This window comes from Candidatus Leptovillus gracilis (assembly GCA_016716065.1).
GTDB lineage: Bacteria > Chloroflexota > Anaerolineae > Promineifilales > Promineifilaceae > Leptovillus > Leptovillus gracilis.
On the sequence record JADJXA010000011.1, the window covers coordinates 172,931 to 199,610 of the forward strand.

22 protein-coding genes are annotated in these 26,680 nt (G+C 57.6%); 2 read left to right on the forward strand and 20 right to left on the reverse strand.

The genetic code is table 11. From position 1 onward, the window contains the following. Nucleotides 1-23: 23 nt before the first annotated feature. From IPM39_21825 to IPM39_21850, 6 genes are all read right to left on the reverse strand, one after another. Complete coding sequence (locus IPM39_21825) at nucleotides 24-974, reverse strand: hypothetical protein (protein ID MBK8988675.1); 951 nt, start codon at nucleotides 972-974, stop codon at nucleotides 24-26. Between the two features lie 391 nt (nucleotides 975-1,365). Beyond that, the gene (locus IPM39_21830; GenBank protein ID MBK8988676.1) at nucleotides 1,366-2,802 is read right to left on the reverse strand and encodes an FG-GAP repeat protein; all 1,437 of its coding nucleotides are present in this window, start codon (nucleotides 2,800-2,802) and stop codon (nucleotides 1,366-1,368) included. Nucleotides 2,803-2,904: 102 nt separating this feature from the next. Then, complete coding sequence (locus IPM39_21835; GenBank protein MBK8988677.1) at nucleotides 2,905-6,165, reverse strand: hypothetical protein; 3,261 nt, start codon at nucleotides 6,163-6,165, stop codon at nucleotides 2,905-2,907. Nucleotides 6,166-6,394: 229 nt separating this feature from the next. Then, nucleotides 6,395-6,784: a PAS domain-containing protein gene (locus tag IPM39_21840; protein ID MBK8988678.1), complete on the reverse strand. Its 390-nt coding sequence runs from the start codon at nucleotides 6,782-6,784 to the stop codon at nucleotides 6,395-6,397. A gap of 214 nt (nucleotides 6,785-6,998) precedes the next feature. Beyond that, nucleotides 6,999-8,150 (reverse strand): PAS domain-containing protein, encoded by a 1,152-nt coding sequence (locus IPM39_21845; GenBank protein MBK8988679.1) that lies wholly within the window; start codon nucleotides 8,148-8,150, stop codon nucleotides 6,999-7,001. A 113-nt stretch (nucleotides 8,151-8,263) separates the two neighbouring features. Next, nucleotides 8,264-8,719, reverse strand: coding sequence for a hypothetical protein (locus IPM39_21850; protein MBK8988680.1), 456 nt, complete (start codon nucleotides 8,717-8,719; stop codon nucleotides 8,264-8,266). Nucleotides 8,720-8,833: 114 nt separating this feature from the next. On the opposite strand from IPM39_21850, the gene IPM39_21855 reads away from it, so the two are divergent. Beyond that, the gene (locus IPM39_21855) at nucleotides 8,834-9,757 is read left to right on the forward strand and encodes a 1,4-dihydroxy-2-naphthoate polyprenyltransferase (protein MBK8988681.1); all 924 of its coding nucleotides are present in this window, start codon (nucleotides 8,834-8,836) and stop codon (nucleotides 9,755-9,757) included. Between the two features lie 56 nt (nucleotides 9,758-9,813). Here the strand turns inward: IPM39_21855 and menH are convergent, their stop codons facing one another. From menH to IPM39_21915, 12 genes are all read right to left on the reverse strand, one after another. Continuing rightward, nucleotides 9,814-10,638 (reverse strand): 2-succinyl-6-hydroxy-2,4-cyclohexadiene-1-carboxylate synthase, encoded by an 825-nt coding sequence (gene menH, locus IPM39_21860; GenBank protein ID MBK8988682.1) that lies wholly within the window; start codon nucleotides 10,636-10,638, stop codon nucleotides 9,814-9,816. A 26-nt stretch (nucleotides 10,639-10,664) separates the two neighbouring features. Beyond that, a complete protein-coding gene (locus tag IPM39_21865) occupies nucleotides 10,665-10,940 on the reverse strand; it encodes a hypothetical protein (protein MBK8988683.1) in 276 nt (91 codons plus the stop codon). A gap of 144 nt (nucleotides 10,941-11,084) precedes the next feature. Beyond that, on the reverse strand, nucleotides 11,085-12,590 hold the full coding sequence (locus IPM39_21870) for an AMP-binding protein (GenBank protein MBK8988684.1): 1,506 nt from the start codon (nucleotides 12,588-12,590) through the stop codon (nucleotides 11,085-11,087). Between the two features lie 17 nt (nucleotides 12,591-12,607). Continuing rightward, nucleotides 12,608-13,339 carry a CDP-alcohol phosphatidyltransferase family protein gene (locus IPM39_21875; GenBank protein ID MBK8988685.1) on the reverse strand — a complete coding sequence of 244 codons (732 nt, stop codon included), beginning with the start codon at nucleotides 13,337-13,339 and terminating at the stop codon, nucleotides 12,608-12,610. Then, a complete protein-coding gene (gene menD, locus IPM39_21880; protein ID MBK8988686.1) occupies nucleotides 13,336-15,207 on the reverse strand; it encodes a 2-succinyl-5-enolpyruvyl-6-hydroxy-3-cyclohexene-1-carboxylic-acid synthase in 1,872 nt (623 codons plus the stop codon). The genes IPM39_21875 and menD overlap by 4 nt, the downstream gene beginning before the upstream one ends. Continuing rightward, a complete protein-coding gene (locus IPM39_21885) occupies nucleotides 15,204-15,578 on the reverse strand; it encodes a four helix bundle protein (protein MBK8988687.1) in 375 nt (124 codons plus the stop codon). Before IPM39_21885 ends, menD begins: the two co-directional genes overlap by 4 nt. A 251-nt stretch (nucleotides 15,579-15,829) precedes the next feature. Next, nucleotides 15,830-17,131: an isochorismate synthase gene (locus tag IPM39_21890; protein ID MBK8988688.1), complete on the reverse strand. Its 1,302-nt coding sequence runs from the start codon at nucleotides 17,129-17,131 to the stop codon at nucleotides 15,830-15,832. Then, on the reverse strand, nucleotides 17,131-17,889 hold the full coding sequence (locus IPM39_21895; GenBank protein ID MBK8988689.1) for a TetR/AcrR family transcriptional regulator: 759 nt from the start codon (nucleotides 17,887-17,889) through the stop codon (nucleotides 17,131-17,133). The genes IPM39_21890 and IPM39_21895 overlap by 1 nt, the downstream gene beginning before the upstream one ends. Before the next feature lie 115 nt (nucleotides 17,890-18,004). Continuing rightward, nucleotides 18,005-19,072 (reverse strand): GNAT family N-acetyltransferase, encoded by a 1,068-nt coding sequence (locus IPM39_21900; GenBank protein ID MBK8988690.1) that lies wholly within the window; start codon nucleotides 19,070-19,072, stop codon nucleotides 18,005-18,007. A gap of 55 nt (nucleotides 19,073-19,127) precedes the next feature. After that, the gene (locus IPM39_21905; protein ID MBK8988691.1) at nucleotides 19,128-19,901 is read right to left on the reverse strand and encodes an alpha/beta hydrolase; all 774 of its coding nucleotides are present in this window, start codon (nucleotides 19,899-19,901) and stop codon (nucleotides 19,128-19,130) included. Nucleotides 19,902-19,908: 7 nt separating this feature from the next. Beyond that, nucleotides 19,909-21,279 carry a mechanosensitive ion channel gene (locus IPM39_21910; GenBank protein MBK8988692.1) on the reverse strand — a complete coding sequence of 457 codons (1,371 nt, stop codon included), beginning with the start codon at nucleotides 21,277-21,279 and terminating at the stop codon, nucleotides 19,909-19,911. A 13-nt stretch (nucleotides 21,280-21,292) separates the two neighbouring features. Then, nucleotides 21,293-23,656 carry an extracellular solute-binding protein gene (locus IPM39_21915; protein ID MBK8988693.1) on the reverse strand — a complete coding sequence of 788 codons (2,364 nt, stop codon included), beginning with the start codon at nucleotides 23,654-23,656 and terminating at the stop codon, nucleotides 21,293-21,295. 334 nt (nucleotides 23,657-23,990) lie between these two features. Between IPM39_21915 and IPM39_21920 the strand changes: the two genes are divergently transcribed. Further along, the gene (locus IPM39_21920) at nucleotides 23,991-24,467 is read left to right on the forward strand and encodes a response regulator (protein MBK8988694.1); all 477 of its coding nucleotides are present in this window, start codon (nucleotides 23,991-23,993) and stop codon (nucleotides 24,465-24,467) included. 32 nt (nucleotides 24,468-24,499) lie between these two features. Here IPM39_21920 and IPM39_21925 read toward each other — a convergent pair whose 3' ends face one another. Next, complete coding sequence (locus IPM39_21925; GenBank protein MBK8988695.1) at nucleotides 24,500-24,982, reverse strand: peptidylprolyl isomerase; 483 nt, start codon at nucleotides 24,980-24,982, stop codon at nucleotides 24,500-24,502. A gap of 72 nt (nucleotides 24,983-25,054) precedes the next feature. Continuing rightward, nucleotides 25,055-26,551, reverse strand: coding sequence for a DEAD/DEAH box helicase (locus IPM39_21930; protein MBK8988696.1), 1,497 nt, complete (start codon nucleotides 26,549-26,551; stop codon nucleotides 25,055-25,057). Nucleotides 26,552-26,680: the final 129 nt, after the last annotated feature.

The following is a 26,680-nucleotide window of genomic DNA, read 5'->3' on the forward strand; positions in this document are numbered from 1 at the left end:
GTACTGATTACTCAATAGGGGCGCTAGTTTGCCCGAAAATCATCCTTGTCTATCTGGCCGGTTGGGTGGCAAGACAGGCAGTCTACCGTTTCCGCCGGCGTTAGTTGTGCATGGGCGACCAGCATGTCGGCTGTGCCGTGGCAGTTATGGCATAGATAGTGCGTGTAGCTGTCTACGTGGCAGGTCTGGCATGGCAAACGGCCGTCGCCGCCATGATCTAACGGAAAGGTGTGCTGCGTCAACTGCGCCGAAGACCAGGTCACCGCATCATGACACCGCTGGCACTCCAGACCAAATTGACCAATATGAAGCTCTGGCTCGGCGTGGCAGGCGGCGCAGGCCGATGGTGTGTTGGCATAGGTCTGGTTTGCATGACACGCTTCGCAGGCCACTGCGGCGTGTGCCCCGACCAGGACAAAGTGTTGGTTGTGATCGAAATTTGCCAGACGATCATGCCCATCGTGGCAAGCCACGCAGCCATCGCCATACCGTTCTTGATGTTGAGCCATGTAATCTGGGGCGTGGTTAGTATGGCAGGTAACGCAGTCTATGGCCTCTTGCCCAAACTGGCCCAAATGATGGCAGCTTTCACAGTTTAACGGCTGCCCATCATAGCCGGTGTGGTGCTGGTCCAGGCTAAAATCGGCCAGAAGCGTGTGGTCCACATTGTTAAAGGCGAAAACGGTGATTTTGGCGTCGCGCCCTTTGTGTTCGGTGTGGCAGCTTTGGCAGTCTGAGGTGACCGGCAGCAAGCCATGCAGGCCAAAGGCTGCGGCGCGTTGTTCGGCCACGTCTACGTGGCAGTTCTGGCAGCGGTTGTCTATGATGCAATGAATGGGACCATGACAATGGGTACATTCCTGTTGGAATTCGGCGTGAGAATTGTAACCGCCCAACATGTCCCCACTGGCGTTAACAGCCGACAGCGGCCCAATGTTATGGTGGGTAACTATGAAGTAACCGCCTATCATCATGCCTATCATCATTAGCAAAGACGCCCCAGCCCCAGAGGAGTCGCCAGAAAGTAAATCAGTTTGCGGTGCATGTGACCCCCTGACTATAACCGTTCACGCCCCCGAAGTTGAGCCTGCCAAAAACGATTTGCCTTCGACAAGTTCAGGAAAAGGGTGAATCACTATCCCTGATTCGATTCTCGCAAAGGCCATATTGAAGTGCTAGTACCAATGTACCAATCGCTCCTTAACCAATCCTCAACGGTGGGGAGCAACGGCTTATGCGGAATGGTACATGGATTAAATGTTGATGATGTGGATTCGTGTGGCTCAAAATGGAGAGAAATGTGTTTATCTGCCGCGTCTGCCAAAATCCACGTCTGGTTTGAAAGTGGCAAAGATAGCCCGGCCGTTATTCCTTATCTATCACCGGTAAATAGACCACGTAGGTGTCGGCAAGCTGCTCTGCGCCAAAGTAGACAAAGGCGCGGCCAACGATGTCGCGGTTGATGCGGTGCTGTGGCGCACCGATGGCCGGGTCGTTATAGCCATCGCCGTTTACATCGCCGGCTAGATCGGCGCTAAAGCCATAGGCGGACTCTGCTTTGTTGCCTTCACCGATCCAATTTGCGTTGGCGCTGATGCCGCCCGATATACCCAGGTAAAGAAAGACGCTCCCTTCCAACGATTGGTCGTGGGTGTATTGGGGCGCGCCGATGAGCAGGTCGGGCAGGGCGTCGCCGTTGACATGGCCGGCGCTGACGGCCGTGCCAAATCTGGCCCCGGTTTGCCCGGAAAATGCCGACCAGACGGCCGTATCCCCTACCCCTTGCCCGCTGCCGGGGTAGAGAAATACCGCACCTTCATTGTCAGCCGCGCCGTCAAAATAAGGCGCGCCCACCATCATGTCGCTCTGACCGTCCTGGTTGAAATCGGCGGCGGTGATGGCTGCGCCAAACAGGCTGTTGGCCTGTCCACCGCGAATCGTCTGGTCGGCTGTGCCGCCGGGTCCGCTGCTGCCGCCCAGAAACAGGAAAACAGCCCCTTCATCTACGAGTGCACCATCATAAAAAGGCGCGCCGACTGCCACGTCGTCGTAGCCATCGCCGTTGACATCACCGACCAGGGCGATGGCCGTGCCAAAAGCGGCGTTGGTTTGTCCACCGACGGCCGTCCAGTCGGGAGTGCCGCTTAACCCGGCAGCCGAACCTAAAAAAAGAAAGGCCGCCCCTTCGTGGCTTAACGTGTCGCTGTACCAACGCGCACCCACCAGCACATCGTCGAAACCGTCGCCGTTTACATCGCCGCCCCCAGCGATGCTGTAGCCTAGCTGCGCTTCTTTTTGGTTGCTTTCATAGGTCCAGGTGGCCGCGGCGGGCAATCCCTGGGCCGAACCCAGGTAAAGATAAACGCGCCCTTCTTCTGGCTGACCCTGGTTGCTGCGATATGCGCCGATCAGCACATCGCCATAGCTGTCGCCGTTCACGTCGCCGACAGCCACGGCGAAACCGTAACGCGCCCCGGTGAGATCGCTGCCCGCTGACCAGGCGGGCTGGCTGTTAAGACCGCCAGCGGAGCCATGAAACAAAAAAGCGGCTCCGCCGCGCGTCTGGCCGTTGTCGAAGCGGGGCGCGCCGACGATGAGGTCGTCGAAGTTGTCGCCGTTTACGTCAACGGTGGCAAGGGCATAGCCATATTCGCCGCCCACCTGGCTGCCCGCCGCCGACCAGGCCAGCAGCAGGGCGCGCAAGGGGTTGGGGGTGGCAAAGAGGAGACAAGAGAGGAGGAGTACGGCCGTTAAACTGACCGCTACTCCTTTTTTGTTTTTCTCAACCCGCTTTTGGCGCATGGTTCCCTTTTGCCAATAGCCCCCGGAGGTTCTGAACCTCCGGGGGCCTGTTCTTTCCAGGCAAACCTGACGGGTCTTTGAGACCGTCAGGTTTGCCTCCCTTTACTGATTAGTCGTTACCGGCAGGAATGTGCGGTAGCCAACAAACAAGGCGGTTGTCACTTCGTTGGACCAACGGCCATGGTTGTCTTGCGCCCGGAAGCTGATCATGTGGTTGCCGAGGCTAAGATCGGTCACTGGAATGGTGAAGGATTTCTGGTTGCTCAACAGACCATCCAGGTCCGAACGCCATTCATAGGCTGCGATTTGGGCAGAGCCTAACGGCCGTGCGCTGCCGATAAAAGTAAGGTCCCCGGCCGAATAGTCGGCGGCCGTGTGGCTGGTGTAAAGGATGGAGACATAGGGAGGCGTGTTAGCGGCCGTGTCTTCGTTCAGGAACATGACCCGGCGGAAGATGGCGTCACTGTTAGAGACGTTCTCTAATTCGTCTTCCTGCCACTGGTTCCAGATGACATAGTAATACGTGCCGCCATTATTGCAGGTGTTGGCTGCCTCGCCAGAAAGGTCTTCGCGGTCATGTTCCAGCCAGTCGAAGCCCATGGTGATTTCGCCGGTTCCAGCGTTAGCGTACTCCACCAGGAAGTAGTCATCGCCATAGGTGGTAGCGCGGCTGTAGAACAGGTCCAACGGCACGGCCTCACCGTCAGCGACGGTGGTGTTGTCGCCGGTCTCGTAGACGATGAAGAACTTGGATGGGTCGCGTACATCATCTTCGTAGCCGGTAAAACCGATTCCTTTCAGGTCTGTGATGGGCAGCATTTTGAGGCCACCGGTAGGCGTGTAGCGCGGGTCAAGGATGGTCACTCTGTTGCCGGTGAGCTGCGAGAGGTTGCGGGATTGTTCAAACGCGCCGGCGGCGTAATCGAAACAAACTCTGGTGTAGTCGGAACCAGCGCCGTAATTTTCGCAAGCGGTCGGGTCGGTGGCATCTTCTTCGCCCTCGCCGCCCAGTGCAGCCGGGGTGGTTGTCCAGGTTAAGCCGCCGTCGAAGGAACGACGAGCATATAAGTTATAGTGGTCATTGCCGACGCTGTTGGCCTGCCAGTTAGGCGACCAGGCGTACATCATCATGATGAAGTCGCCGTCAATGAAACCGCGATGCCCTTTGGCAACGTCATAGGGGTTTTCCCAGGACTGATCATCCAGATCGTTGTCGTTGCAGGTATACCCACCCAGGGTTGATGCGCCGCCACACTGTCGCCACTCGGTTACTTTGGGGAAGGGCGTCACCCCGCCGTCCCAGGGAAAGGCGGCCGCGCAGTCGTCACCGCTGGTACCATTGTCACACGAGACAATGCTGGTGCCCGAGACGTTGATCATATTGCTCAGGCACAGCCCTTCCAGATAACGCGGGTTGGAACCGTCGGTGTAGACCCATTCGTCGCAGACCAGATTCTCATAAGCGTAAGGGTTGTAGCCTTCGGGCAAGCAACGTTCGATGGTTGTGGGGTCGTTGTCGGTGTCACATAGCACCCAGATACCATCGGGCACTTTGGTCATGCGTAGGAAGATGTCGGCCGGACCGCCCTGGTTGAGGATGCCTTGCTTGACAATCAGGACCGATGAAACGCCACTCTGGCCAATTTGGTGAATGGGCTGCGACATATGCGAGAAGCGGCGGGAAATTTCGGTTTCGTAGAAGTCGTTGCCGAAATCGTCCTCCATCATCGGGAAGAATTCGCCTGGGATGCAATCTTCATCATGGGGGCCGCAGACGGCCGGCTGATTGAGCATACCACCCTGCAGCAAAAACTCCGGGTTCAGCATGTCGAAGGAGTAGTACCACATGTTCTTGCCAATGTCTTCAGGTTCAGCATCGTCGTCGGTGCTGCCCTCACCGAGAGCTTTAGACTCCTCCGCGCCCATGATGACAATAGCACTGTCATAGACGATGGTGGACTCTACGGGTTCAAAGTAGAGGCTGTCATAGGGCTGCACATTGACACGCGGTCGGGAGGAGCCAACACGGCCTTGCAGGACACGGCCGTCTTCAGTCTGACACAGTTGCAGAGTTGTACCACCCGGGTTGGTCCAGGAGACCGGTATAGTGCAGTAGGTTGAATTCTCAGATTGGGTTATTCCTGTTTTGACGGCATTGGGATCGTCCCAATTCACATCCGGCAGCACTGTCGCGCCGTAGGGATCGGTGTCGTCGAATTCAACGTAGCAGTAGGGATCACTACCCAGGGCTTTGCACATCTTATTGTCGGTCAGGCGGATGGGCATGGCCATGGGCACGGCAACCTTAGGCATGGTTTCGCCTGCATACGCGGCAATATCAATCGGAATGGCATCGTCACTGTCGTCGCTCATGACCATGACGAAATCATCCAGAGAGACGAACGAATACCAGAGGTCGGTTTGCTGGTTAACCACAGCGCCAGACCAACCTTCGCCGGGGCCGAGGCCCTGTCCGGGGCGTAGACCTTCGGGGTCTTCCTGCCAGGTCATCATAAAACCACCAGCGCTGTCGCCGGCCATCTCCAGGCGGTTGGCGTCGCGGCGGCCAGAAGTCAACCGTTCGGCTTTGGTCCAGACAATGTCGTAGCCCATAGAGGCGTCATCTAGCTCAACCGGCAGCAATTGCCCGCGCGCAGACCAGACACAGGAATAGGGGATCTCGCCAACTTCGGGAAAGCCCATCCCCGTGTAGTCCACCGAGTTTTGGCTGCCAGCTACGCCCCAGATGTCGCGCACATACAAGTCGGGCAAACCAAAGTCTTCTTGCAGGTCTAACACATCCTCATTTACAAAGGTGTACATGGGCGAGCCGCCATCGCAGTATTTGCTGATCCAGCCGACCAGGACTTTGTCGCCAGCAATGGTGAAAGTCATGTTGTGGGCGTCGCCAGGATAGGGGTGGCCGTTTGCCAGGGTAAAAGAGGATAAATCTGCGGAAAGAGAGAGGTTGGTACGTTTCCAGGTTGCGCCGTCATCCAGGGAAAGGGCCGCATAAGCATCGTGGGCGCCGAAACCGGCGCCGCTCAGGATGCTGTAGATACCCTCTACCCCTTCTTCTTCCTCTGGAAGCGAGTCTATGTAGACGGCCACCAGGGGTTTGGCGTTATCGCGGGTATCAACCAATGTGCCAGCGGCGTCGTAGTATAGGGTGCTGGTAATGACGCCATCTGACGTTTGTGCGGGGACATAGAAGGCCATGTGGTTGAGATTGGCGCGTTCGGTTTCCTGGTCCGGCGTTTTGGAGATGTTGCGCCGGAACATCTGGCCGTCATCGGCAAAAGCAGTGACTGTAGCCAACGCGATGGCTAAAATGACGAAAATTAACCAATGCTTCTTACTCATATTCCTAACCCTCCGGTCTGTCAGCGACCAAATATGTGATTGTGGCGGATAAACGAGGCGTCAAGATCGGGCTGGCAACTATGTGGTCTTTATGTGCCTCTCGACATGGGACTAACGTACTATGGACTACTTAACCGATCCTCAACGGCCGTTTGCCTGGCAGCTAGTTGTTGAGCAAACAAGATGATGATGGGTGAAAATGAGGCGATGGGCGGCTGGTGGGCGCGGTTTAGAGGGGTTCAGGCCACTGTGAATGGGCTTCGGGCAGGCATTGGATGTGGACGAGGGCGGCGGCATTATCCGGGTCGGGAAGGACGAAGAGGGTGCTGATGGTGGTGAGGAGACGTTTTTGCGCCGGGCCATTCACCAGCAGGTGGAAAGCGCGGACGGGTTGGTTGTGGTGGAGGGCGTCGAGAATAGGGCAGCCTGGCCCACAGAACGGCCGTCCATCCGGCGTTTCTCCTTGCAACAACTGCCAGCAAGGTTGACCTAAGGCTTCAGCGGTGCTGATCCCAAACAACGTTTCGGCTGCCGTATTCCACAAAACAATTCGTTGTTGGTAGTCAACGGCAAATGTCGCGTCTCCAATGTTACTCAATATGTTGAGAATTTCTGCCACGCAACAGCTCCATCACAGGTGGTGGAAGATGGTTCTGGCATGTCGCAGTCTGGATGGTAGCTGGTATGCGGTTTGAGGATTCCAGAACGGGTTGCTTTGCTCTTCTTGGACTTAACTGTAAATCGGCTTACTTAACCAACCCTCAACAGTGTGGTTAATTGGGCCGCAGCTTGCGGGCAAAACGTGGCGAATGTTTGCCGAGGGAGCAAAATAGTCAGGCCAGGCAATCGAGGTGGCGACACAAATCCAGGGTTTCCTGGCTGGGGGGGATATTGAGTTCAGACATCATGGATTGGGCGAGGTGGCGACATTGGGTAACGGCCGTTGCCACATCCCCCTGTCGCAAAGCCAGGCGAATCAGTTTTTGGCAGGTCATTTCACGGCAAGGATCAACTGCCAGGGCGCGTAGATACAGCTCTTTGGCCGCGATGTCGTCATGCCGCGCTTCGTAGAGCGCGCCCAGTTCTTCCGCCGCATTGAGATAGAGATGTCGGAAACGCTCGTGTTCACCGGGGGACCAGACCGCAGTCTGGCTGAGATCAGACAGATAGTCGCCGCGATACAATGCCAGAGCTTCCTGGTAAAACCGGATGGCGTCAGCGGCTTCCTGGGCGAAACGCGCCTGACGGATTTGTACCTCAAAAAGCTCAATATCCAGCCATAGTTTTTGCCCATCGGCCAGACGGTAGAAGCCCCCTTCGTAGATGACGTAGCGCGAATCAGCCCCATTTTGCAGGTCTGGTTCCAGGCAGTGGCGCAAATTGTAGATGGTGGTATTTAGATTGCGCAGTGCGGCTTCATAGGGCAGTTCGCGCCAAAGTATATCGGTCAACTGCTCACGACTGATAGGATGCCTATGGTGGCTGGCAAGGAAGGCTAACAAGGCGCGTACTTTTAAGCGCCGCCACAGAGCGCCTTCGACCGGGCGGCCATCGGGTCGCCAAACAGCGATGGGTCCCAATAGATGAATCCGCAGCAAGCTTTCTGATTTATTTTGTATTTCTAGCAGGCGACCAAGCTGCACCAGAACGGGGCTTTCCGTGGATTGGTATTCTTGCGGCAGGGGGATGGCGCTGATATTCACCACAACATCTTGTCCCAGGCGGCTTCGGGCAATGAGGTTGAAATGCTTAACTGGCTTACCTTGTTGAATCCAGTTAATAATGGGGCAGTCTAGTGAGCAAAAGGGGTCGCCATTAGCGGTACGGCCGTTTAGCAGTTCCCAACAAAACTGCCCAAGGGCTTCTTCTGCCGAATAGCCAAACGCATCTTCAGCCGCGTGATTCCAATAGACAATTCGCCGCTGTTCGTCTACAGCCAGAGCGCTGTCACCGGTATTGGCAAAGATGTGCAAATAACTCTGCAAAACTGCCCCCTTGTTGCCTTTGTGGCAACGATTACTCTATTCTTGCTCAAACAGGTTAAGAATTCGCTTACGCTGGCGAGTGCTGCGTGGAGATGCTGGGGGCGAGTAGCGGGTTAGCTGGCTGCGCCGCGGAAAAGGGCCTCCATGTTCAGCGATGGCGCTTTGCTGTGGCTGGCCAGGGTGACGTAGGCGCGCGCCAGGGCGTCTTTGGCCGCGCCCAGCACCGTGCCAATCAATCCAAAGGCTTCGGCCAGACCAGCGGGGGGAATGGTCTGGCTGATATGCCGCCAGATGCTCTCTTCGAGGACGTTAACGGCCGTCTGCACCTCATGAATGCCAAACCCGGCAGCAAAGCGTTCCTGGGCGATCTGCTCCATGTAGTCCATGAGCGGGATGAGATTGCGGTCGGCTACGGCGGCGCGGCTGAGTTGGTAGAGGGTTTGCAGCCGTTGGCGGTTCCAGGCGTCGCCGGCGGCCGTGTAATGCTTCAGGTGGGAGCGGTTGAGGGCTTCGGTGGCTTCGTCTACGATTGCGTTTTCTTGTTCGTGCAGCAGATCTAAAAGGTTCATACGTTTCTCCATCTTTGCAGTCTACCAAATTGCTAACGGACGAGAAATCGTAAACATCACCCATTTACCATGATCTATGTAATGTTTACGGCCGTCTTGAGTATAATCCCCCCCATGACCGAAACATCCTCATTCCCAACGTCATCTCAAGCCTGGATCGCCGCCATGCGGCCGCGCACGCTGCCCCTGGCGGTTGCCAGCAGCATCATGGGCGGTTTTCTGGCGGCCGCTGATGGCGTGTTTCGCTGGCCGGTAACGTTGTTGTGTGTGGTAACGGCCGTTTGCCTGCAAATTCTCTCCAATCTCGCCAACGACTATGGCGATTCCGTTCACGGCGCGGACCATGTGGAGCGGGCCGGGCCAAAACGGGCCGTCCAGGCTGGTCTCATCACTTCTGGCGCGATGAAGCGGGCGATGGCGATTTTTGCCGGGCTGTCGGCTGTGTCTGGGCTGGCGCTGGTGATTGTGGCCCTGGGCGCGGCGGCGCTGCCGTTGGTGGCGCTGTTTGTGCTGTTGGGTGGGGCGGCCATTTGGGCGGCCGTCAGCTATACGGCCAGCAGCAAGCCGTATGGCTACGTGGGTTTGGGTGATTTGTTCGTCTTCATCTTTTTTGGGCTGGTGGGGACGATGGGAACGTATTTTTTGCAGGCGCAGGTCTGGAATGGGTTGGTGTTTTGGCCGGCAGCGGCCGTTGGCCTGCTTTCGGTGGCTGTTCTTAATGTCAACAACATCCGCGACATCGAATCAGACAGTAAGGCGGGTAAATTGTCCATTCCGGTGCGCATTGGGCCGTACCGGGCGCGCATCTACCACTGGGTATTGTTGAGCGGCGCGGTGATGGCCGCGCTGCTGTACGTGGCGCTGACTTATCGCTCGCCCTGGCAGTTTTTGTTTGTGCTGTCTTGGCCGCTGCTGTGGCGCAATGGCACGGCCGTTGCCCGCACCCATGATCCGCTGCAACTGAACCCCATGCTCAAGCAGCTTTCGTTGAGTACCCTGGTTTTTGTGTTTACGTTTGGTCTTGGGCAAGTTGTGTAGGAATTTATTACAAAGGGACAAAGATACAAAGGAAGAAAAGATTTTTTGTCCCTTTGTTATTTTGTCTGAGTTCTTAAAAACTTCCCCACCGAAGCGGCGTACTGTGACGGCCGTTCCAGATGCACAGCATGGCCCGCCCCTGGCACAATCTCCAACCGGGCGTTGGGCAACAGCGCCGCCATGTCCCGGTTAATCGCCACAAATTTTGCGTCCAATTCTCCCGCTAACAGCAGCGTTGGCAGCCGTAATTTGCCCAATCGCCCCCACTGCGAAGGCTGCGCGCCCGTGCCCATGCCGCGCAGACTGTTCGCCAGCCCGACCGGATTGTTTTGCAAACGCTGCTGCCGTAGGGCGGCGCGGTTGTCTTCCGACATCTGCTTCTGGCTGGCCCACAGCGGCAGGCTTTCCCAGTGGTCCACAAACGACGCCACGCCTTCCCGTTCGATGCGGTCGGCCAGGGCGTTGTCTTGCTGGCGGCGGGCCAACTGCTCCTCTTTGTCTTTCAGGCCAGGCGAAGCGCTTTCCAGGATGAGCGCGCCGATACGCTGTGGCGCCTGAGCAGCCAGAAAGAGGGCCAGCCGCCCGCCCATCGAATAACCCAATATGTCCGTTTGCTCGATGGCAAGTTGATCGAGCAGGTCAAGTAGATCGGCGGCGACGACTTCCATGCCGTAGCGGATGGCGCGAGGCGGAGAGGGGGTACGGCCGTGTCCCAACAAATCCACCGCGAGTACCTGGCGCTGCTGGGTCAGGTGGGGCAGCAGGGGCAGCCAGCTTTGGCTGCTGCCGGTGAAGCCATGCAGCAGGAGTAACGGCCGTTCTTCGCCCGATCCCGCTATTTCAAAATTATAAACCACGTCACGAACAGCTAATTTAACCATGGCTTTTTACAATCAGGCCGCCGGGTCTATTTTTTGTTGCTGCGGAGGCGCTGCCAGACCAGGCGCATTTCCGCGGGCTGGCGGATGGCAAACACCAAGATCGCGCTGCCGGCGTAAACGGCCGTCGCCGCCACACTTACCCCCAACTGCCACCAGCCGCCGCTCTGGCCCAAACTGCCCATGCCCCAGTTCAAAACCAGGCTGCTGGTCAATGTGGCTACCATCGAAGCGATAAGGATGGTGGTTAACCGGGTGATGTCTTCGACCGATAAATTCTGATACCACTGCTCAAAACCTTTCATTGCGCCGTTACCTTCCATTGTATGTTAGATTTGCATTCGTTCCAGGTTTTGATGTTAACAGATAGATAGGTTGGCGGTGATGGGACAAAACTCTTAAAGATGGGCTTTTGGGACTAATGGCTGGAGGCAGACGCGGAACGGCCGTCAGGCAAACATCGCCGCCACTTCGCGGCGGGCAATTTTGCCGGAAGGGGTGTGTGGCAGGGCGGGGCAGATTTGCCAGCGGCGAGGCGTTTTGTAGCCGGCCAGCCGTTCGCGGCAAAAATAGGCCAAATCGGTGGGGGTAACGGCCGTTTCTTCTCTTAAAACCACTGCTGCCGCCACCACCTGGCCCCAGACCACGTCTGGCGCGCCCACCACGCAGGCATCGGCCACCGCCGGGTGGCTTTTTAATACCACCTCCACCTCGGCCGGATAAACGTTCTCGCCGCCGCTCACAATCAAATCGCTGCGCCGCTGCATCACCCACAAATCACCCTCTTCGTCCAGATAACCAATGTCACCCGTGGGAAGATTGCGGATTGCGGATTGGCGTCTCCGCAATCCGCAATCCGCAATAAAATACCCCGCCATCACCGTTGGCCCACTTACCACAATTTCGCCGGGGGTATTGGGGGGCAGGGAACGGCCGTGTTCATCCACAATGGTCACTGTCAGGCCGGGGAGGGGTTTGCCCACGCTGCCCGGCTTACGCGCAGCTTCTTCTGGTGTGGCCGTGGCCACCTGGCTGGCGGCTTCGGTAAGGCCGTAGGTGGGGGCGACCAGAGGGGGAGAATTGTGAATTGTGAAGTTGTTACTATCAACTACCAACTCCCTACTACCAACTGCCTTGCGCGGCAGCGCATTGGCTTGTTCCACCAACTCCGCCGGGGCGGCGGCGCCGCCGAGGAGGATGAGGCGCAGGCTGGCGGGCCAGTGGGTGCGGGTTTCTAGCAGACGGTGGAGCATGGTGGGGACCAGAGAGATGAGGCTGATGGGGTTGTGGTCCAGGTCGTCGTTGATGGCGTCCAGGTCGAAACGCGGGTGAAGGGAAACGGCCGTGCCAGCCAAACAACTGCGCAGGATGACCGCCAATCCGCCCACGTGGTACAGCGGCAGCACACTCAGCCAACGATCATCCGCCCGCACCCCCAGCCGTTCCGCCGAGGCCATCGCGCTGGCATAATGATTGGCAAACGTCAGCATCGCTCCCTTGGGCCGGCCGGATGTGCCGGAGGTGAAGACCACGCACTGCAAATTGTCAATTGTCAATGGACAATGGTCAATTGTTAACGATTCGGCGGTGCGTATGAATTCCTCGTTGACAATTAGCAATTGACAATTGACTATTGACAATTCTCTTTCCGCCACAAGCCACTTTGCCCCAACGTGCCCAATCTGCCAGGCAATCTCGTCCTCTGTCAGGCGGGTGTTGAGGGGCACGAGGACCGCGCCGAGGCGGGCCAGGGCGTGGATGAGGCAGACGTAGGTCAGGCTGTTCGGCAGCAGGGCGGCCACCAAGTCGCCCGGCTGCACACCCTGCGCCTGTAAGGAGCCAGCCAGGGCATTGACCAGCCGGTCCAATTCACCATACGTCCAGCGGCGCTTGCCGCTGATAAGAGCCAGCGCGTCCGCTGAAGCGGCGCTTCGTTCGGTCAGCCAATCCATCATTTATGGGCAGCCGTGGATCATCTGGCGCTCATCATCATCTGCCGCGTCAGCATCAGACTCAGGCCGACGTAGTAGACGATGAAAAAGAGCGATGCCCAGGTCAGCCACATGTGCATTGGGTAAAGGAACATGGCCCCAGCGAGCATGGCGAACCAGAGCGCGCTCAGCAGCAAGGTTTGGGCGCGGTAGCGGGTCATGCGTGAGGGGTAGAGGTATTTGATGGGGATAAACACCAGCACGGCGCACACGAGCAAAATAAGCAGATTGACGGCCGTTGGCAGCCCCAACAACAGCAAATAGACGGCCACGATGTTCCAATAGGAAGGAAAGCCCTGGAAAAAGTGGTCGCCTGTCTTGGCGTCGGCCTGGGCGAATTGGTAGCCAGAGGTCATGAGCATGATGGCGGGCACAATCAGCAGCCAGCCGGGGGGAACCAACTGCGCCTGGTAGACGAAAAAGGCGGGAACCAAGACGTAGGTCTGGTAATCTACAATATTGTCCAGCAGCGCGCCGTCGAAATTGGGCAGGACGCGCTTCACGTCCACCCACCGGGCCAACGCCCCATCCACGCCATCAATAACGGCCGCGACGCCCATCCAGATGACAGCCGTCTGCCATTCCTGCGCCATAATTGCCAGAATCGCCAGAAAGCCAAACACGGCCGTGCTGCCTGTCAGCGCGTGGACCGCCCAGGCCGCCAGGATGCGCGGTGTTGAAAAAGTACGATCAAGATTACGATTACGATTCATAGACCTCCAGAAAATACCTTGTTGACTATTTTGTTGATTTCTCGTCGGCGCTGGTCGTCGTAACGGCCGTCCGTCGGCACTTCAATCAGACGTGGCGTAGGATTATACATGCTTTCACGCAGAGCTTGTCGAAATGCGGCCCGGTTGGCGGTGCGGATGAAGTCGAGGCCATAGAGCCGGGCCGCGTGTTCGAAGTCCAGGTTGTGGGGCGTCAGGAACAAATCGGTAAATTCCGGCTCAAATTCGGCGATAGGCAGCCGGCGGAAGATGCCGCCGCCGTTGTTGTTGAGGATGACAAACGTAGTCGGCGGCATTGGCGATTGACGATTGACAGGGGCGAAGCCGTCGCGCAGCGACATTGACGATTGACGATTGGCAATTGCCAACAGGCCGTTCATGTCGTGGTAGAAGGTGATGTCGCCGAGCAGGGCGACCAGGGGCGAACGGCCGGCCGCGCCGTAGCCGAGGGCGGTGGAGACGTTGCCGTCTATGCCGCTTGCGCCCCGGTTGGCGTAGACGTGCAGGGGTTTCGTAGACGGCCGTGCAAACTGATCCACGTGCCGGATCGGCAAACTATTACCCACAAACAGTCGCCCATTTGGCGGCATCAACTCCACCGTATCCATCACCACCCAAAAATCTGTGAAATCCGTGAAATCTGTGGACAACCCCTCTACCGCCTGCCACACGGCCGTTTCCACCCCATGCACCCTATCCAGCCACCCGGACGACAATCGCGGAACCAACCCCTGGGCCATCTGGTAACACGCCTGCTCCTCGTCGGCGGCCACAAACCAACTCGTCTGGTGGGCGTCGTCGGCCCAGACGCCGCTGGCGCGGATGTGGATGCGGTGGGCGGGTTGGCTGCGCTCCAGGTAGGCGTTGAGCCATTTGGAGGTGGGAACCGCGCCGAAGCGCAATATCACTTCCGGTTCCGGCCAATCCAGCCTGCCCTGCATATATGTCTCGTAGCCGCCGGAAATCACCGTGCCGCTGCTGTGCAAGCCAAAGCGCACCCCAGACAGCGGATCGGCCAGAATCGGCCAGCCGCTGATTTGCGACAGCCCGGCCACCGCCTGGGGAAAATTGCCGCCCGGACAGCGCGGCCCGCATACAATCAGCCCGCGCTCATGGTGGTTGATAACGGCCGTGAGCGCTTCTTGCTGGCTGCGGGAGAGAATGATTTCGGATTTCGGATTTCGGATTTCGGATTTCGGAGTGGGGAGGGCTGCGTTCCGCACTCCCCACTCCCCACTCCCCACTTCCGGCTCTAGTGGTTTGCGGAAGGGAAAATTGACGTGAACGGGGCCTTGGCGACGGCCGTTGGCGGCAGCGCCGTTGGCGGTGGCGTAGGCGCGGGCGGCCGTTGTCTGCACACTCCTTAAAACCACCTCCGGCGCGTCCGCCTGGGGGATGGGCATGTCCACCGCCCACAACACCTGGTCGCCAAAGATTTTCACCTGGTCAATGGTCTGGTTGGCCCCGCTGTGGCGCAGTTCGTGCGGCCGGTCGCCGGTGAGAATCAGCAGCGGGACCTGGCTCATCTGCGCCTCAATGATGGCCGGGAAGTAGTTGGCAACGGCCGTGCCCGACGTGCACACCAACGCCACCGGCCGTTCGGTCGCCACCGCCAGACCCAACGCAAAAAAGCCCGCACTCCGCTCATCCAGGTGGCGATAAATTTCGATGCCTTTCTGCGCGGCGAAGGCCAGGGTGAGTGGGGTGGAACGGGAGCCGGGGGAGATGCAGACGGCCGTCAGGCCGGAATCTACCAATGACTGCACAAATAAATGTGAGTAGAGGAGGTTGGGGTTTTGGAATTGTGAATTGTGAATTGTGAATTGTGAATTGTGAATTGGAGGGGTCATGGGGTGGGGGTGTCCTTGAGGGTTTGTTTGGCAGTTTTAATGCTGGTGTTCAGGATGCGGCAGAGTTCGTCGCACTCGCGGAAGGTTTCGATGATTTGTTCACGGGGCAGCAGTTTGCCTTTGCCGATGATTTTGAGCCAGACACGCGATTCGTTGAGTTCTTTGGCGCACAATTTCAGCTTGTGGACGAAGTCGCGCGGGCTTTCCGCGCCCCGTGCTTCGGCGTAATGCGCCGCCGGACTCGTGCCGCTGCGCACCAACTGCCCCGCCAGATGATTTCCCGCCCGCGAATCGGGCAGCCTATCCGTCACCGCAATCACCATCACCGCAAACTCCACCAACCGCTCCTCAATATCATCACCCTTCGCCATCTCTCCTCCCTCCCAACTTCACAATTCACAATTCCCCATTCACAATTCACAATTCTCTTCTCTTCCGGGATGCTTCGCTCCGCAGACTCCGCTCAGCATGACAAGGTGGCTTCTTCCCAACTTCACAATTCACAATTCCCCATTCACAATTCACAATTCTCTTCTCTTCCGGGATGCTTCGCTCCGCAGACTCCGCTCAGCATGACCGCTTTTCTCTTCAACTTCACAATTCACAATTCCCCATTCACAATTCACAATTCAATTCCCAGCGCGCCCAACATCGGCCGAAACTTCAACCCCGTCTCCGCCCACTCCTTGTCCGGCTCCGAATCGGCGACGATGCCCGCCCCGGCGTAGAGCCAGGCGCGGCGCTCCTGAACGACGGCCGAGCGGATGCCGACGGCAAACGCGCCATCCAGCTTGTAGTCAATCCAGCCGACGGGTGCGGCGTACCAGCCGCGCGGCACCGGCTCGGCGCGGCTGATAAAGTCCAGGGCCACGGCGCGGGGGGAACCGCCCATGGCCGGGGTGGGATGCAGCACGTCCACCAGCGGCAAAATACCGTCTGGCTCGGTCAGGGTGGCGCGAATGGGGGTGAAGAGGTGTTGGATGTTGCTCAGTTTGTAGACGCCGGGCGCGGGCGAGATTTCCAACTTGGAAGTTAAGGGGGCCAAGCGCCCTAAAATGGACATGACGACGACTTCGTGCTCGTGGCGGTCTTTGGCGCTTTCCATGAGCTGCTGCCCCAGGGCGGCGTCTTCCAGCGGGTCGGCGCTGCGGCGGATGGAACCGGCCAGGCTCATGGTGGTAAGGGTGCGCCCTTCGACTTTTGCCAGCAGTTCGGGCGTCGCGCCGAGGAAGGTGTGAAACGGCCGTGGCTCGAACACAAAGCGGTAACAATCGGCGTAATGCTCATTGAGGTATTCCAGACTGTCGTAAATGTCTATACGGCCGTCAAACTTTGCCTCGCACACCCGCGCCAGCACCACCTTCTTCAACTCATCCGCCGCAATCTCCTGCCGCGCTGCGTTGATGAGGTGCGCCCATTCAGCGGGAGGCATGGGGTAGGAGAGAGATTGGAGACTGGAGACTGGAGAATTCTGCTCAGTCTCCAGTCTCCAGTCTCCAGTCTCCAGTAGAACGTCCCGCCGCGCTGTCAGCGCTTCCTGCAAAATCGGCAGGCTGTGTTCCGGGTCGTCGGCCAGGGGGATGAGGGCGTTGATGGTGAGCCACGTTTCACGGCCAACCCGGACGAACTGGTAGTGGGGCAGGATGAAGTGGGCGGGATGGAAGGCGGCCCAGGTGTTGTCCGGCAGAAAATCGTCGCGGAAGGCGAAGCCGCCGAAGAGGCGCGGCCGGGCCAGGTCGGGGGCGTCGCCGAACAGGATGGCGTCTTGGAAGAGGGTTTGGGCTTGTTGGCGGATGTGGGCGATACGGCCGTTACCCCAGCCTATCAAATTCGCCGCCGCGCCAAACCCGGCCAGCGTAATCCGGTCGCGCACGTCCTCCCAAAAAAAGCGTTCCTGCCCCTCCGCATGGCGCAAAAAGTCCATCACCGACAGCCCTGAAACGGGCAGGCTGTAAGAGACCAGGCGCTGCGCCTCCAGCGATTGCCGATTGGTGGTTGGCGATTCACCAACCGCGTCATCCCCCTGCCACGCATTGTTGGCCGCTTGCCGCGCGCTAATTGCCACTTATCAAACGCTTCATAATTTTCAAACCCCACGCTGCGCAGCAGCACCGGCAGCAAAGTAGACATAATACGGTCGGGCGTTGGTTCGCCGGTGTAGACCCAGCGAATCACAATGCCATAAATTGCGCCCATCCAGGCATAGGCCACGACCTCGGTGTCCACCGGCGGGATGTCGCCGACTTCGATGGCTTCTTGCAGGTAGGTTTCGATCAGGTGGGCGAAGCGGTCGTTGACCTCGTTGCGCTTGTTCTCGAAGGGCGCGCCCAGGCCAACGGCCTGCACCAGCAGCACTTTGGCCGGCCGCCGATACTTGCCGAACGTGTCCAGGGTGGTTGCCAGCGCCAACCGCACGCGGGCAATGCCCTTCGCCTCTGGCTCGATAGCCTCAGTGACGCGCCGCTCTAACAAATCGGCAAACTGGTCTACCAGGGCCAGGAAGAGGCGCTCCTTGTTGGGGAAGTGGAAGTAAATGGAGCCTTTGGAGGTATGCGACTCTTCGACAATCTCGTCCAGGCGGGTGTCGTGGTAGCCCTTATGGGCAAAAATGTTCAGCGCCGCGTCTAAAATGCGTTCGCGAGTGCTTTCCGGATCACGGGAAGAGGAAGTATTTTCGGTCATGGGGGAGTTATAGACTGACTGGTCGGTTTTGTCAATTGTCAATGGTTAATAGTCAATAGCCAATTGCCAACCGTTAAAAATTGATCATTGGCTATTGACCATTGACCATTGACCATTATTCCTTCAGTCTGCCCATAAAGTGGCTGTCTGCCCAACGGCCGTCGCCGAAGCTGTGGTAGCGGCGAGTGCCTTCGATTGCAAAGCCGAATTTCTGGTAGAGGCGGACGGCGATGGGATTGTCTACATTAACGTCCAATTCCACGCGCCGCAAATCCAGCCAGTTGTCGGCGATGTCCAAAATGGCGGTCATCAGGCGGCTGCCGATGCCCAGGCCCCAATAATCAGGGCTGACAGCCATGCCCAGACCGGCGCTGTGAATCAGGCGCGGGTTTTGGTCTTGGAAGATTGTCGTCATGCCGATGACACGGCCGTTATCTTCGGCGACCAACCGATGTAGACCAGGCGGCGGCGCTTCGCCAATCCGCTGGCGGGTGGCCCAAATTTCCTGGCTCGGAATCTGTAACGTCGTTCGGGCTACCAGCGGATCGCGCCACAGGGCGTTGGCCCCGGCCACGTCGTCGGGGTGTGCGGGGCGGATGATCACGCCTGTCGCTCCACTGGCGTTTCGCGGGGTTGGTCGGGCAAGGGGCGCTGTCGCCGACTGCGGCGGGTAAGGTGGTTTCAGGCGGGCATAGAGGCATATGTCGTGGTAACGGCCGTTGCCAAACCCCGCCTGCCGCTTAATCCCCTCCTGTTCAAAGCCAAATTTTCGGGCCATATGGTTCATGGCGGCATTGTCCACAAAGGTTTGCAGTTCCAGCCGCCAGAGATTGAGCCAATTCTCGGCCAGGTCCAGCAGCACGCCAAACAGGTGCGTGCCCACGCCTTGTCCCCAATAATCGGGATGCACATAAATGCCCGGTTCGCCGGTGTGGCGCAGCCGCAGGCGCTGATTTTGGCGCAGCAAACCATACGCCACTACCTGCCCGTCTAACACGCTCACCACCCGGTGCAGGCCGGCCTTCGCTGTCTGAAACGATTCTTGTGTATGGCTGTATTCGGTCGTGTAAAGATGCAGCCCGTTCGCCGCCACCCGCGGATGGCTCATGATGGCGTGCAGCGCCGGAATATCATCTGGGTGAACGGAACGAACGTGAGGTTGGGGGGAGGGGTTTGTATTCATAGTTTTTGCGGATAGAGGGTAGAGCGATTCTCTAGCTCTAGCTCTAGCTCTAGCTCTACACTCCAAGAAATGCTTTCACCTGGGCGATGAACAGGTCTGGCTGGTCGTCGTGGATGGGGTGGCCGCTGTGGGGGATGATTTCTAAACGGCCGCTGCCCAATCTTGCCACCAACCGCGTCACATCGTCCAGGGTATTACCCACTTCGCCATCGCCGTTCAGCAGCAGGACCGGGCAGCGCACCTGCGCCGCTTCGGCCAGGCAAATGTTGCCACCGCGCGCAAAAATGGCCGCCGCCGCTTCATTCCAGCCGCAAATCATCGGCTCCACCTGCGCCGCGCCGTGGCGGGCGGCAATTTGCTGCTGCCACTGGCCCCAATGGGGTTTAGCCGGCACGGGCACGCGCGCTTTCACGGCGTTTAGCATGGCTTGGGAGATGACGCCGGACACGCCCCAGGCGACAACTCCGGCCACCAGTTCCGGGTATGTGGCGGCCAGCAGGATGGCGCTTTCCGCCCCATCGCTGAAGCCCATTACCACGACCGGGCCGCAGTTAACATGGCGCAGCAGGGCGGCCATGTCGTCGGCGTCGCGCTGGTAAAAGTCGGGCGGGAAGTCGCGCGGGGGCGGCTGGCTGGCGCCATAGCCGCGCAAATCGGGGGCGATGACCCGGGTGTGGGTTTGCAGCGTGTCTATCAGCCAGCCTAAATGGGCGCGGGCGGTACCGGTGAAGCCGTGCATGAGGAGTAACGGCCGTCCCGCGCCTATATCCACATACGCCAGTGTCGCCCCGTCTGGCAACATGATCTTGTGCTGCTGTGTTTGAATCATATTGGGTTTAGTCTGTATCTGGTGGAGCCTGATGCGTCCGTCCGTGCATCGTCTGGGCCAATCCTTCCCACCCCTCACGCAGATTCAGATCTCGCTGCGGGAAGGGAATGGTAATCCCATTGTCGGCCATGGCGTTCCAAACCATAAAGTTCAGATCAGACAACACAATCCGGCGCTGCCAGGGGTCATCTATCCAGGCCGCCAGGGTGAAATCCAGCGAGAAATCGCTGAACCCATCAAAAAAAACGACGGGTGGGGGTTCGGTGCGTACCAGGCCGTGTTCGACGGCCGTTTCCAGCAAAATTTGGCGCACGCGCTGAGGGTCGCTGTCGTAGCTGACGCCGATGGGCAGAAGAACGCGCCCAAACAAGTTTGATTTGGTGTATGTGGTTAACTGCGAATTCAAGAACATCTCGTTGGGCACGATAATCTCGGAATCAATGGTGCGGATGCTGGTAGCACGGATATTAAGCTGCTGCACGATGCCCAGTTGATTGTTAATCTCAATCATGTCGCCCGGCCGCAAAGATTGCTCGAACAGCAGCAAAATGCCGCTCATAAAATTGGCGATCACCTGCTGTAAACCAAAACCGATGCCAACCGTCAACCCCGTGCCGATCAGCGCCAGCGAGGTCAGGTCAACACCTAAAACGCCAAAAACGACCAGCACGGCGGCAATTTTAAAGCTGTAGCGAACGATGGTGAGGATGGAATTGGCGATGCCCATGTTGGCCTGGGTGCGCGGCAAAATCACCTTTTGCAGCGCCTCCACAATAAGCCAACTGACAATGGTGAAGGAGTAGAACCAGAGAACGGCCGTCAACAGCCGTCCCAGGGTAATCTGGGCATTAAGAACATTGACAATCTCAATACTCAGAATACCCGGCAAATCTATGAACTGGTTCAGAAAGACGTAACCCGGCAGCAAGACGAAAAGGGGGATGAGGATGCGGGAACGGACGGCCTCGACACGCTCTTGGGAAAACCAGAGGTCCAGCAGCCCCATAATGATCTCGTAGACCAGCAGAATCCAAAAAATGGCGGCGGCATTTTGAATGAGGCCGGCCGGAAACTGCCAACGACCAAACAGCCAGACGATGATAGGGACCAGAAGCAAACCGGTGATTGGGAAGTAGAGCCACTTAATAACCATCAGCAGGCGGTAAAAACGGCTTTTACGCTGCTTGATCAATCGGGCGTCTAGCATTTGTGCCACTTTGGGGTGTACAAAAGCGTTGATGAGCCGGTTGATGAGCCAGGCGATCAGGAAAATCGCCACAATAGCGGCGATTTGCCGCTGCACCACCGGGCGAGACAGCAAAACCGCAAAAATCTGAAACTGCTTTACGATGATGTCAATTCGCGGATCGTCGAGCATAAGATATTTTACCTTAAGGTGACTGGTCCTGACATAGTGCGGGCAAATCGGTCGTTTCTACGGCAAACCCATTGGCCCTATCCACAGAAATCGTGAAATCGCAGGCAATCGCCAATGGCGATTTTTCCCCGGCCAGGAGTTCCTGGTATACCTCATCGCCGTAGGTGAGAACGGCCGTTAACTCGGCGACATTCGGCGGCGTGAAAGCGCTGTTCACCCGGCGCAGCAAGCTAGAAATGATCGGCGCATTCTCGGCGCTGACGTTAACGTTCACTGGGACCAGCCGCGTCTGTTCCATCAAGTAAGTCTGATTGGCGGCATTGGTGGCAAACTCCGCAAACGAAAGCGCCAGGGCTTGCTGGTCTGGGAACGAATCGGCCTTCATGAAAAATGCGGTTGTTTGCAGCCAGGGGCGCGCCTCACCGCCTGGCCCAGCCGGAAGCTGCGCCACCCCCAGGTTGGCGTTGTCCATTGTCTGTTCGAGTACCCCCAGAACAGATGTTGGCCCCACCAACATGGCCGTTTCGCCGTTGGTAAACGCCACTTGCAGCCGCGCCGGATTATCATCCAAAAGAACCAATGATTCCGCTTGCAGGTCGCTGAGCCATGTCAACCAGTCCACAAATCCCGTTTCTACCAGCGTCAGGCGGAAATCTTCGCTGAATAATTGGCTGCCAAAAGTTGTCGCTCCCCAATAGGTCTCGATAAAACTGACTGGCAGGGCGATGCCGGCGCTTTGCGCCTGCTGCGCCAATTCGTCCAGCGTAAGTGGCGGATCGCTGATCTGCGTGCGGTTGAAATAGAGTACGTTGAAGTCTAGCCAATAAGGCAGCCCATACAATTCGGATTGATATTCGAGGGTATTGAGGGCGGCAGGGATGAAGCGCTGTCGGGTTTCTGCGGCGATGTCGTTTGTGATGGGCTGAATGGTTTGCGCCTCGATGAGCGGCAGCAGCCAGGCGCTTGAACCGAGGAGCAGGTCGGGTAGGCTGCTGCTGCTGGCGCCTGAAGCTGTAAAAAGATCAAGCAATTCGTCTTCTGGAATCTCGGTGACCAGGATGCGTACATTGGGGCAGTTGGCCTGATAATCGGCCACAAATTTCTCCAGAGCGGCTGCCAAACGGCCGTTCCATGGATGCCAGATACGCAAGACACCCTCTGTCTGGCAGATTCTTGGCGGCGCAGTCACGGCGGCAAACCCATGGGCGCTGTTGACCTCGTTGACCAGCGTGTTGGTGGCTGCCAGCACATCCGCCGCGCCCGCCAGGACCGCCCGATAGAGATTATCACCCTGAGAGACGACCATGTTTTTTTGGGGCAGGTTGGATACGGCAACGGCCGTGCGCGCCTGGGCAGCAAAACCTGCTTCGGCCGGGTGCAGCCGTCGGTCCACCTGGACGGTCCGGTTGGCCGGAACCCGGCTCAGATCGCGCAGCAGCGTGGTTGCCTGATTGCTGTTAGTGAGATAGCTCGCCAGCAGCAGCGCGCTTTCTGTCTGCTGCGCGTGTGAGGCGGGGTTGAAATAAATTGCCTCCAAGTCTAGCAGAGGACCAGATGGTCCCACAGGGCCAGATGGCAGCGGGACCACCGAGACGTTGTCCGTGCCCAGCGCTTCTCGCGCTGCCGCCAGGTCGTCGGGAGTGCCGGTGTAATAGGCTGCCTTGCCTGAGAAAAACAGTTCCCGCAAGCTGGCGCTGTCCCGACTCAGGACCATGCCAGGGGCGCTTTGGGCGTTTTGCAGCCAGAGCAGCCAGTTGGTGAAGCCGCCTTCGTCTAAAACTACGCGCCCTGTCTCGTCGAACACACGGCCGCCGAAGGCTTGAATACCCCAAAATGCGGGCAGAAAATTAGCGTCCATAGCGATGGTACGGCCGTCGGCGGCTTGCGCCAGCCACTCGTCCAAATTCGCTGCTGGGGTACTCACCTGGGTGGTATTAAAATAAAGGGCTGCCGGTCGCAGGGCCAATGGCAGCCCATATAAACCATCCTTATAAGTCATCGTGCCGATGGCGCGGGAAAAATAATCTTCGGTTTGTGGTTCAAACGGCTGTACATCCAAAATGAGTCCCTGGTCGGCCAGTGGCACAAGCCACTCGCTCGGACCTATGAAAACATCTGGTCCCAGCCCTAGTCTGGCCGCCTGCTCATACTGCTGGTAAAGATTCTCCGGCGGTATCGCCTGGCTGATCACCGTTACGTTGGGATGAATTTCGTTAAATTTCTGCAAGATGCCGGCCATCGTATCGGCCTCGGCGGCCGTCCAACTATGCCAGAGCAAAATCCGACCTCGGCCGTTAGGCAGGGCATCCGTGGACCGGCAGCCAGCCAACAGGATAAACAATAGGAAAAGGGATAACTTAGCCGTTAGCAATTTCATAACAAAAGGTTAACCAGAACTTAAACCACCACTCTTATAGTCATGTTGGCTTTGTGAAGAACAGGGAAAATTGATCCTGCCCGAAGTTCTACCTGATGATACCTATGGTGAACAACAAAGAGCCAACAATCATACTGTAAAGTAGCCAATACATTTCGCCAATAGAATCTGGTACGCTTTTATAACTACTGGGGCAACTGGTACGTAATTGTCCATTAATAGATTCCGTACCAGATTGCCATTTCTCGCCCTAAGTGACTATCTAGAAATTACAGGGCCAAGATCGGACCAATCTTGGAGATTGGTCCAATCTAAAAAACAGGAAGTTACTCGTATGAGGGACAGTTCTCATTTACACAGTGAACAAAAAATTCTCGTCGTGGATGACAATGACTATACAGTGGTTATTTTGCGCCACGTTTTGAGCCGAGCCGGGTATCAGATCATGTCTGCCTCATCCGGTGAAGAAGCATTGGATTTAGTGCGCAAGGACGGGCTGCCCGATTTGGCGATAGTGGATTACCACATGTACCCTGGCATGTCTGGCTCTGAATTCTGCCGGGCGGTTCACCAGTTGGCTGATTTGCCAATTATTATGGTTACGGCCGTTCCCGATGAAAGTCTGGTTCATGCCGGATTGGACAACCATGTTGTTGATGTTATCTACAAACCTTTCAGCCCACCGGCGCTGGTGGCGCGGGTGGGCGAAGTGTTGGAATGCCAGGGCAAATTAAGTGCGCCGCCCTTTGCCCCGGCGGCGATTGCCCGTCCCCGGCCAACCAATCATCAATCGTCATACGTCAGTCAATAATTGACGCATGACGATTGATAAAATCCCTCACCTTATTTCTCGATGATGCTCACTTTGGTCATCTTGTCGCCCTGGCGGATGGCGTTTACCACATCCATACCGCTGGTCACTTTACCAAAAACGGTGTGTTTGCCGTTCAGGTGGGGCTGCGGCGAATGGGTGATGAAAAACTGGCTGCCATTTGTGCCAGGACCAGCATTGGCCATGGAAAGGACGCCCGTCTCGTGCTTGAGTGGGTTGCCGGCAAATTCGTCTTCAAAACGATAGCCTGGGCCGCCGCGGCCGGTCCCCGTCGGGTCGCCACCCTGAATCATAAAATTGCTGATGACCCGATGAAAGGTGACGCCATCATAAAAGCCATCTGTCGCTAAAAAGACGAAATTGTTGACAGTTTTGGGCGCATATTGCGGGTACAACTCGATTTCGATGGTCCCCTTGTTGGTTTCCATGTTCACCACGTATGACTTCTTCGCGTCTATTTGCAGCGCCGGGGCGCTGCTCCATTGTTTGGTCATGTAATACTCCTTTAGGTGCGTAATTTATTGGAACCTGACAGGTTGTCTCAGACTTGTCAGGTTTGCAGTTGTTTATCGCCGCCGTGGACGGCGTTCTCGGCGGCCGCGATCTTCTTGTTTGTTGGCTTCTTTGCGTGGGGCGGGCGCTTCAACGGGTGTGGTCGCCGCGGTGAGCGTGTTCTGGTAGATGTCGTCCAGCAGCATGGCGATGAGTGACTGCCCTTCCAGGCTTTCGCCCAGGGTTTTGGCCAGGCCCAGGAAGCGGTGCAGCCGCTCTTTTTGCAGGTTGTCGCGCTGGCGCAGGCTGCCTTCCAACTGGGCGGTGAGGCGTTCGGCGACCAGGTTGGTGACATCTTCGTCGGTGGGCAACGGCCGTTCGGTTAAATCCACCCCATACTTGTCGCGGATCCGCTTCAACTTCACCTGCTCGGAAAAATCGCCCACCAGCGTGATGGCGACGCCGGCCGCGCCGGCCCGCCCGGTGCGCCCCGCGCGGTGGATGTACAATTCCGGGTCTTCCGGCACTTCATACTGCACCACATGCGACAATTCTGGCACATCAATACCCCGCGCCGCCACATCGGTTGTTATCAGCAGGCGCAGTTTCCCCTGGCGCACCCGGTCCATCACCTTCTCCCGCGCGCTTTGCTCCAGGTCAGACGACAACTCATCGGCGTCGTAGCCAAAGCGGCGCAGCACCGTGGTGACGTAGTTCACCCGCACTTTGGTGTTGCAGAAAATAAAAGCCGAGTCGGGATTTTCAACTTCGATCAGACGGACCAGGGCGCGGTCTTTTTCCAGCGCGGGTACGGTGTAATAGACGTGTTCCGTCTCGGCGACGTACATATTGTCGCTGCTCAGGCTGAGAAAATCCGGTTGGTGGAGGAATTGGCGGGCCAGACTTTGCACGGTGGGCGGGAAAGTGGCCGAAAACATAAAGCTGTCTACGCGCCGTTGGGGCAGGTAGGTCTGCAACTGGCGCATATCGGGGTAAAAGCCCATTGAAAGCAGGCGGTCGGCCTCATCAAAGATTAAAATTTGCAGCTCATCCAGGCTGAGATTGCGCCGCAGCAGGTGGTCCAGAATGCGCCCTGGCGTGCCCACCACCAGGTGTGCCCCTTTGCGAAAGGCGTCTAGCTGCACTTTATAGCTGCTGCCGCCATAGACAGCCACGGCGTTGGCTCCGGAATCCCCGGCCAATGCGGCCGCTTCGTGGGCTACTTGCTGCGCCAGTTCCCGCGTGGGAACCAGGATGAGCGCCTGGCAGGTGGCCTGGAGGGAATTGATGCGCTCCAGGATGGGCAGCACGAAGGCCCCGGTTTTGCCACTGCCGGTGCGCGCCTGCACCATCAGGTCGCGGCCGGCCATGATGTAGGGCATGGCTTTGGCTTGCACCGGCATCAGGTCGGTCCAGCCGGCGCGGGCCATGGCTTCGCGCCAGGAATCGGGCAAGTCGGCGGCGCTGACTTCGGGTAAGGCGTTTTCGGGTTCGACGAGGTTTTTGTCGGGTGGTGGGGTGGATGGTGGGGGAGGGGAAACGGCCGTTTCCGGCGTTGGTTCGTTACTCATGATATTCCTTGTCTCTAAAAAATCTTTTTGCATAAAGGTTGCTTCTAATTCTACCCTGTTTTGGCTGTATCGTCTTGTTGTGTCAAAGCCTACCAGTTCTCTTTCGCCTATATGGTTTTTGTCGCCGTG

Bases quoted from the DNA above. Each gene is read 5' to 3' on its own strand.
- IPM39_21825 (MBK8988675.1), bottom strand. From the start codon at position 974: ATGATGATAGGCGGTTACTTCATAGTTACCCACCATAACATTGGGCCG.
- IPM39_21830 (MBK8988676.1), bottom strand. From the start codon at position 2,802: ATGCGCCAAAAGCGGGTTGAGAAAAACAAAAAAGGAGTAGCGGTCAGT.
- IPM39_21835 (MBK8988677.1), bottom strand. From the start codon at position 6,165: ATGAGTAAGAAGCATTGGTTAATTTTCGTCATTTTAGCCATCGCGTTG.
- IPM39_21850 (MBK8988680.1), bottom strand. From the start codon at position 8,719: ATGAACCTTTTAGATCTGCTGCACGAACAAGAAAACGCAATCGTAGAC.
- IPM39_21855 (MBK8988681.1), top strand. From the start codon at position 8,834: ATGACCGAAACATCCTCATTCCCAACGTCATCTCAAGCCTGGATCGCC.
- menH (MBK8988682.1), bottom strand. From the start codon at position 10,638: ATGGTTAAATTAGCTGTTCGTGACGTGGTTTATAATTTTGAAATAGCG.
- IPM39_21865 (MBK8988683.1), bottom strand. From the start codon at position 10,940: ATGAAAGGTTTTGAGCAGTGGTATCAGAATTTATCGGTCGAAGACATC.
- IPM39_21870 (MBK8988684.1), bottom strand. From the start codon at position 12,590: ATGATGGATTGGCTGACCGAACGAAGCGCCGCTTCAGCGGACGCGCTG.
- IPM39_21875 (MBK8988685.1), bottom strand. From the start codon at position 13,339: ATGAATCGTAATCGTAATCTTGATCGTACTTTTTCAACACCGCGCATC.
- menD (MBK8988686.1), bottom strand. From the start codon at position 15,207: ATGACCCCTCCAATTCACAATTCACAATTCACAATTCACAATTCACAA.
- IPM39_21885 (MBK8988687.1), bottom strand. From the start codon at position 15,578: ATGGCGAAGGGTGATGATATTGAGGAGCGGTTGGTGGAGTTTGCGGTG.
- IPM39_21890 (MBK8988688.1), bottom strand. From the start codon at position 17,131: ATGGACTTTTTGCGCCATGCGGAGGGGCAGGAACGCTTTTTTTGGGAG.
- IPM39_21895 (MBK8988689.1), bottom strand. From the start codon at position 17,889: ATGACCGAAAATACTTCCTCTTCCCGTGATCCGGAAAGCACTCGCGAA.
- IPM39_21900 (MBK8988690.1), bottom strand. From the start codon at position 19,072: ATGAATACAAACCCCTCCCCCCAACCTCACGTTCGTTCCGTTCACCCA.
- IPM39_21905 (MBK8988691.1), bottom strand. From the start codon at position 19,901: ATGATTCAAACACAGCAGCACAAGATCATGTTGCCAGACGGGGCGACA.
- IPM39_21910 (MBK8988692.1), bottom strand. From the start codon at position 21,279: ATGCTCGACGATCCGCGAATTGACATCATCGTAAAGCAGTTTCAGATT.
- IPM39_21915 (MBK8988693.1), bottom strand. From the start codon at position 23,656: ATGAAATTGCTAACGGCTAAGTTATCCCTTTTCCTATTGTTTATCCTG.
- IPM39_21920 (MBK8988694.1), top strand. From the start codon at position 23,991: ATGAGGGACAGTTCTCATTTACACAGTGAACAAAAAATTCTCGTCGTG.
- IPM39_21925 (MBK8988695.1), bottom strand. From the start codon at position 24,982: ATGACCAAACAATGGAGCAGCGCCCCGGCGCTGCAAATAGACGCGAAG.
- IPM39_21930 (MBK8988696.1), bottom strand. From the start codon at position 26,551: ATGAGTAACGAACCAACGCCGGAAACGGCCGTTTCCCCTCCCCCACCA.